The sequence below is a fragment of the Zeimonas arvi genome (genome assembly GCF_008039575.1).
Lineage (GTDB): Bacteria > Pseudomonadota > Gammaproteobacteria > Burkholderiales > Burkholderiaceae_E > Zeimonas > Zeimonas arvi.
In genome coordinates this window covers 124,897-131,832 of record NZ_VDUY01000008.1, presented here as the reverse complement: position 1 = coordinate 131,832, position 6,936 = coordinate 124,897, and the positions used below count along the sequence as shown (strand labels likewise).

4 protein-coding genes and 1 pseudogene are annotated in these 6,936 nt (G+C 72.0%); 2 read left to right on the top strand and 3 right to left on the bottom strand.

All coding sequences use genetic code 11. The features are described 5' to 3' along the window. Nucleotides 1-1,170: pseudouridine synthase (locus tag FHP08_RS18765; protein WP_267285499.1), on the bottom strand; the 1,170-nt coding region annotated here is incomplete at its 3' end. 3 nt (nt 1,171-1,173) lie between these two features. Here FHP08_RS18765 and FHP08_RS18680 point away from each other — a divergent pair. Continuing rightward, nucleotides 1,174-1,800 carry a hypothetical protein gene (locus tag FHP08_RS18680; RefSeq protein ID WP_225879187.1) on the top strand — a complete coding sequence of 209 codons (627 nt, stop codon included), beginning with the start codon at nt 1,174-1,176 and terminating at the stop codon, nt 1,798-1,800. Between the two features lie 26 nt (nt 1,801-1,826). Here the strand turns inward: FHP08_RS18680 and scpB are convergent. Both scpB and FHP08_RS17290 read right to left on the bottom strand, forming a co-directional pair. Beyond that, a pseudogene (gene scpB / locus FHP08_RS17295) lies at nt 1,827-2,459 on the bottom strand (SMC-Scp complex subunit ScpB); the annotation flags it as partial. A gap of 297 nt (nt 2,460-2,756) precedes the next feature. Continuing rightward, nucleotides 2,757-5,270, bottom strand: coding sequence for a heavy metal translocating P-type ATPase (locus FHP08_RS17290; RefSeq protein WP_407704049.1), 2,514 nt, complete (start codon nt 5,268-5,270; stop codon nt 2,757-2,759). A 194-nt stretch (nt 5,271-5,464) separates the two neighbouring features. Between FHP08_RS17290 and gdhA the strand changes: the two genes are divergently transcribed. Then, a complete protein-coding gene (gene gdhA, locus FHP08_RS17285; protein WP_147705742.1) occupies nt 5,465-6,847 on the top strand; it encodes an NADP-specific glutamate dehydrogenase in 1,383 nt (460 codons plus the stop codon). Nucleotides 6,848-6,936: the final 89 nt, after the last annotated feature.

The window sequence follows — 6,936 nt, the reverse complement described above, 5'->3', positions numbered from 1 at the left end:
TTGGCCATCGGGCCGGCCGCCGGCCTGCGCCCCCGGCTTGCCGCCGCGGCCGCCAGGCGCCCCACGCGACTTCCCCTTGGGTCCCTTGCCGCCGGCCGGGCGGCCCCCGGGCGCGTCGAAGCCGCCCCCGAAGCCAGGCCGGCCATGATCCATCGGGCCGGTGAAACCGCCGACCGGACCCCGCCCGCGCACGCCGCGCACCCGCTTGCCCCGGGCCGGACCGGGCAGTCCATCCCCGCTGCGCACGATCCGGGTGATCCCTTCCTGGTGGGCATTGGTCGAAGAAGGCTGCCACTCGTCGTCGATCTCGTGGGGCGCGAGCTGGCGCTCCTCTTCCGGCTCGGCACGATTGCCGATCGCATCGGCCGGGTGTTCGTAGGCGTCGTCCCAGTCCAGGTCCTCGTCACCGGGCAGGGCTTCGTCGTCGTCGCGGTCGGCGCCGGCCTCTGCCTCGCCGCCCGCGGCGCGCGTGAGCCGGAGGAGCTCGGCGACGTCGACCGGGCCGAGCTCGACCCAGCGCCCGCGCACCAGCCCGCGCGGCAGTGCGACCGGGCCGAAGCGGATCCGGGCCAGGCGGCTCACCGTCAGGCCCACCGCATCGAACATCCGGCGCACCTCGCGGTTGCGCCCTTCGGAGATGACCACCCGATACCAGGCATTCGCGCCGTCACCGCCCAGATCGTCGATGGCCGAGAAGCTGGCCAGGCCGTCTTCCAGCTCGACGCCCGCGAGCAGACGGGCCCGCGCCTCCTCGTCGATCCGGCCGAGCACGCGTACCGCGTACTCGCGCTCCCAACCGTAGCGGGGATGCATCAGCCGGTTGGCGATGTCGCCCGAGGTGGTGAAGATCAGCAGGCCTTCGGTGTTGAAATCGAGCCGGCCCACCGCCACCCAGCGCGACCCCTTGAGCTTGGGCAGGCGCTCGAAGACGGTGGCGCGGTGCTCGGGGTCGTCGCGGGTGCAGATCTCGCCAGCGGGCTTGTGGTAGAGCAGCACGCGCGGCGGCTTGTACAGGTTTCGCCGCTGCACCGGCCGGCCGTTTACCCGCACCTGGTCGTTCGGGCCGATCCGCTGGCCGATATGCGCCGGCTGGCCGTTGACCGAGACGCGGCCGGCGATGATCAGTTCCTCCATTTCGCGGCGCGAGCCCAGGCCGGCGTCGGCGAGCACCTTGTGCAGCTTGGGCTGGTCCTCTTCCGCGAGCAGGGCCGTGCGGTCCTGCTTCTGCCGACGGGAGCCGTCGATCGCATCGAGCCCCACCGCCTGGGCAGCGGCCGAGACCGGGAGCGGATCGGCATCGACCTGCGGCGGGCGATCGGCGGGCCCGCGACGTTCGCCTGCGGCCGGGCGTGCACCGCGCTCGTCGTCGGCGCGGCGACCGCGCCCCTTGCGCTGGCGGCGCGGACCGCCTTCACGGGCTCCGCCTTCAGCCTGTCCTGGCGCGCCGGGCGCGCCGGGCGCGCCAGGCTCGCGGGATTCGCGGGATTCGCGAGGCTCGCGGGGCGGACGCTCCCGCGGCTCGACCGCGACTTCGCCGGCCCGGGCGGCATCGCCCTCGGCGCCCGCCTGCGCTTCGTCGGCCTGGCCCGGGCGGCCGCGGCGACGCGGCCCCCGGCGTCGGTTGAACATGGATCGCGGCGCCCTCGCGCCGCGATCGCCGCCCTCGGCCTTGCCCGTATCGTTCGGACTGCCGCCTTCGGCGGCGCGCGTGTCGACGTCTGCGGCCGTCCCGGCCTGGAAATCGTCGCGGGGATTGTCGGTATTCAAGATTCCCTCTTGGGTTCGTCCGGGCCGGCATGAACGTCCGGCGGGATATCGATCGCGCCGGCTGTTTCGCCGGTTTCGATGTCGGTTCGAATTTCGGTATCGGCCTCGCCTGCCGGCGCCTCGAGTTCGATCAGGCGCTGCCCGAGGGCCTCGGCGGCTTGCGCGGCGGCGGCCGGCGCCTCGGCCGACTCGAGCGGCGGCAGCTCGGACAGCGCGCGCAGCCCCATGTCGTCGAGGAAGCGCCGCGTGGTGCCGAACAGGGCCGGCCGGCCGACGACGTCCTTGTGGCCGATCACCTCGATCCAGCCGCGCTCCTCGAGCGTCTTGACGATCTGCGCCGACACGGTGACCCCGCGGATCTCCTCGATGTCGCCGCGCGTCACCGGCTGGCGATAGGCGATGATCGCGAGGGTCTCGAGGACCGCGCGCGAATACTTGGGCGGCTTCTCGGGATGCAGCCTCTCGAGGAACGGCGCCATGCCCGGCGCGGTCTGGAATCGCCAGCCGCTGGCCAGCGGAACGAGGGCCACGCCCCGCCCCTGCCAGTCATTGCGCAAGTCTTCGAGAAGGGTGCGGATCGTGTCGGGACCGAGCTCGTCGTCGAACAGCTTGCGCAGCTCGGCCACGGTGAGCGGCTGCTGAGCGGACAGCAGCGCGGTTTCGATCACGATCTTGGCTTCGTGAGTGTTCATCGACGGGGTCGCCCGTGCGCGAAAGTCGGAAACGCCAGACCCGGTTCGGGGCGCGGCCGTGCGCGACATCCGAGTTCGCGCTGGGGCGCCGGAACTCGCTCGGCAAGGCTTGGCTGATCGCCGCCCGGGAATCGGGACCGGTCGCGATGGGCGACCGGAGGAAGGCGTGGTCGGTGGTCCGGTGACGAGGCGCGAGCCGAAAGCCGAACCTGTCGGGGGGCGGCACGCCGCCCCTGCGGAACCTGATCACGAAGGATACACCAAGGCGCGGGGCCGCGCACCAGGACGAGCGCCCGCTCAGCGCCCCCGGCCGTCCTGGCGCGGCCGCCAGCGCGACAGCAACAGCGCGTTGGTCATCACGCTGACCGAGCTCATGGCCATGGCCGCGCCCGCCACGACCGGGCTGAGCAGCCCGACCGCCGCGAGCGGGATGCCGACCGCGTTGTAGAAGAAGGCCCAGAAAAGGTTCTGGCGGATCTTCGCGTAGGTGCGATCGGAAATCTCCAGCGCGGCCGGCACCAGCCGCGGATCGCCCCGCATCAGCGTGAGACCGGCGGTGTGCATCGCCACGTCGGTGCCGTTGCCCATCGCGATGCCGACGTCGGCCGCGGCGAGCGCCGGCGCGTCGTTCACGCCATCGCCGACCATGGCCACCGTGCGCCCGCCCTGCTGCAGGCGCCGAACGTGGCCGGCCTTGTCGGCCGGCAGCACGTCGGCCACGACCTCGTCGAGCCCCAGCGCGCGGGCGACCGCCTCGGCCGCGCCGCGGTTGTCGCCGGAAATCATCACCGTGCGCACGCCGCGCGCACGAAGCAGCTCGACCGCTCGGGCGGCGCCCTCCTTGGGCGCGTCGCCGAAAGCCAGCAACGCGAGCGCACGGGCCCGCCGCGGTGCGCGCCCGTCCGCATCGGCAACGCCGCCCTCATCCTCGGCATGCTCGATCAGCCAGGACACCGACGCACCCTCACGCTGGAGCGCGTCGGCCCGTTCGCCGAGACCTGCGGGATCGGCGCCCTGCTCTTCCAGCCAGCGCCGGCTGCCGATCGAGAGGCTGCGGCCCGCGACGCGGCCGGTCACGCCCTTGCCGGGAATTGCCTGCACGTCGTCCGCCGTGCCGATGGCCAGGCCGCGCTCGCGCGCGGCCTCGACCACCGCGCGGGCGAGCGGATGCTCGCTGCCGGACTGGAGCCCGACCGCCAGCGCCAGGGCGGCGTCGGGCGGCGCCCCGTCTGCGGCCTCGAAGGCCAGCAGGCGGGGCTTGCCCACGGTCAGCGTGCCGGTCTTGTCGAAGGCGACCGTGTCGACCCGGTGCGCGATCTCGAGCGCCTGCGCGTCCTTGATCAGCACGCCGTGGCGGGCCGCCACGCCGGTACCGGCCATGATCGCGGCCGGCGTGGCCAGGCCCAGGGCGCAGGGACAGGCGATGACCAGCACCGACACCGCCGCAATCAGCGCCGGCTCGATGCCCCTGCCGGCCAGCAGCCAGCCGGCCATCGTGAGCACGGCAATCACGATCACCACCGGCACGAAGACCGCCGACACCCGGTCGACGACCCGCTGGATCGGCGCCTTGGCCGCCTGGGCGTCCTCGACCATCCGGATGATCCGCGCCAGCACCGTTTCGGTGCCCACGGCGGTCGCCAGCATCACGATCCGGCCGTCGCCGTTGATCGAGCCGCCGGTGAGCCGCTCGCCCGCCGAGCGCGAGACCGGCAGGGGCTCGCCGGTGAGCATCGACTCGTCGACCTGGGTGTGGCCCTCGACCAGTTCCCCGTCCACCGGAATCCGCTCGCCCGGGCGCACGACCAATCGGTCGCCCGCCGCCACCTCGGCCAGCGGCACCTCGACCTCCGCGCCGTCGCGCAACAGCCGCGCAACGTCGGGGCGCAGCGCCTGCAACGCGCGGATCGCCGCAGTGGTGCGCCGGCGGGCCCGCGCCTCCAGCCACTTGCCGAGCAGGACCAGCGTGATCACCACCGCCGAGGCCTCGTAATAGAGATGCGGCATGGTGCCCGGCGCGGCGGTCAGCCAGAGCCAGGTCGACAGGCCCCAGCCGGCGCTGGTGCCGATCGCGACCAGCAGGTCCATGTTGCCGGTGCCGGCCCGCAGCGCGGCCCAGCCCGCCTTGTAGAAACGCGCGCCCAGCAGGAACTGCACCGGCGTGGCGAGCAGGAACTGGGCCCAGGCCGGCAACATCCAGTGGCGGCCGAACAGGTCGCCCGCCATCGGCACGACCAGCGGCAGCGAAAGCAGGCCCCCGATCAGCACCGGCGCCGCGCGCCGCCACTCGGCAGCGCCACTCACCTCCGCGGCCTCGCCGCCGCCGGCCGCGGCGTCGACCCGACGGGCGCCGTAGCCTGCCTTGGCAACGGCCCCGACCAGCGCGGCGTCGGCGTCGGCCTCGCTGCCTCCCACCACCGACACCCGCGCGGACTCGCCGGCCAGGTTCACGCTGGCGTCGAGCACGAATGGCAGCTTGCGCAAGGCCTTCTCGACCCGCGACACGCAGGAGGCGCAGGTCATGCCCTCGATCTTCAGGTCCACGCTGCGGGTCGGCGTGGCGTAGCCGGCCTTCGACACCGCGGCCGCCAGTGCGGCCGCGTCCAGGGCGGCACCGGTCACCGCGGCCGACTCGGTGGCCAGGTTCACCGAGACCTTCTCGACGCCCTGCACCCGCGCGAGCGCCTTTTCCACCCGGGCCACGCACGAGGCGCAGGTCATCCCTTCGATGGGCAGGTTCAGCGACACCGGGGCCGACCCCGGCTTCATTCCTGTCGCCACGGCCTGTACCGCGGCGGTCTGGGTATTCATTTCACGGCCTCCTGAAGCTTGCCCGGAAGCATCAAGCCTCCCATCATGGGAAGGTCAAGCGGAAGCCGGCCTCGGTCGCGATTCGTCGAAAAAATCGCACCAGAGTGGATCCCGAGGCACCGCAACGGTGCCGCAGCGCACCACTGCGTGCTAGATTTCGCGTCCCGATCAATTTTCATCCGGTTGTCACTGAAATGTCCGATACCGCCGCCCTCAAGCCGAGCCCCACCGGCACTGCCTCTCTCCCGGAATTCCTCGAGCGGCTCAAGGCGCGAGACCCGGCACAACCGGAGTTTCATCAGGCGGTCAAGGAAGTCTTCGAGAGCATCTGGCCCTTCATCCAGGCCAATCCGAAGTACCAGCGCGACGCCCTGCTCGAGCGGCTCGCCGAGCCCGAGCGGGTGATCATGTTCCGCGTGCCCTGGGTCGACGACAAGGGGCAGGTCCACGTCAACCGCGGCTTCCGCGTCCAGATGAACAGCGCGATCGGCCCCTACAAGGGCGGCATCCGCTTCCACCCCTCGGTGAACCTGAGCATCCTCAAGTTCCTGGCCTTCGAGCAGACCTTCAAGAACTCGCTGACCACGCTGCCCATGGGCGGCGGCAAGGGGGGCGCGGACTTCGACCCGAAGGGCCGCAGCGACATGGAGGTCATGCGATTCTGCCAGTCCTTCATGGCCGAGCTGCACAAGCACATCGGCGCCGACGTGGACGTGCCGGCCGGCGACATCGGCGTGGGCGGGCGCGAGGTCGGCTACATGTTCGGCATGTACAAGAAGCTCGAAGGGGAATTCAGCTCGGTGCTGACCGGCAAGGGCGTGCCCTTCGGCGGCAGCCTGATCCGCCCGGAGGCCACCGGTTACGGCACCGTGTACTTCGCCGAAGACATGCTGAAGCGCCGCAGCCAGTCGCTGGAAGGCATGCGCGTGGTGATCTCCGGCTCGGGCAACGTCGCGCAGTACGCGGCGCAGAAGGCGATGCACCTGGGCGCCAAGGTCGTCGCGATGTCCGACTCGGCCGGCACCGTCCTGATGTCGAACGGGATGACCGACGAGGACTGGCTTGCCGTGGTGGACCTGAAGGAAGTCCGCCGCGGCCGCATCGCCGACTTCGCGAAGGCGCGCGGCCACGAGTACATCGCGGGCAAGCGCCCGTGGCACATCCCCTGCGACATCGCGCTGCCCTGCGCCACCCAGAACGAGCTCGACGAGAACGACGCCCGCACGCTGGTCAAGAACGGCTGCTTCTGCGTGGCCGAGGGTGCCAACATGCCGGCCACCCTGGGTGCGGTGCACGTCTTCCGCGAAGCCGGCGTGCTGTTCGCGCCGGGCAAGGCGGCCAACGCCGGCGGCGTGACCGTGTCGGGCCTGGAGATGAGCCAGAACGCGATCCGCCTGTCCTGGACCCGCGACGAGGTGGACCGCCGCCTGCGCGAGATCATGGCCTCGATCCATGCCGCTTGCCTGGAGCACGGCCTGGGCAAGGGCAAGGACGGCGGTGTGGACTACGTGGCCGGCGCCAACATCGCCGGCTTCGTGAAGGTGGCCGACGCGATGATCGGCCAGGGCGTGGTCTGAGCGCAGGACGCGGCCGACCCGGCCGCATCGATGCCCACGACAGGCGCCCGGCGGGGCGCCTTTTTTTTGGCGGACGCCTCTGTCCCCCC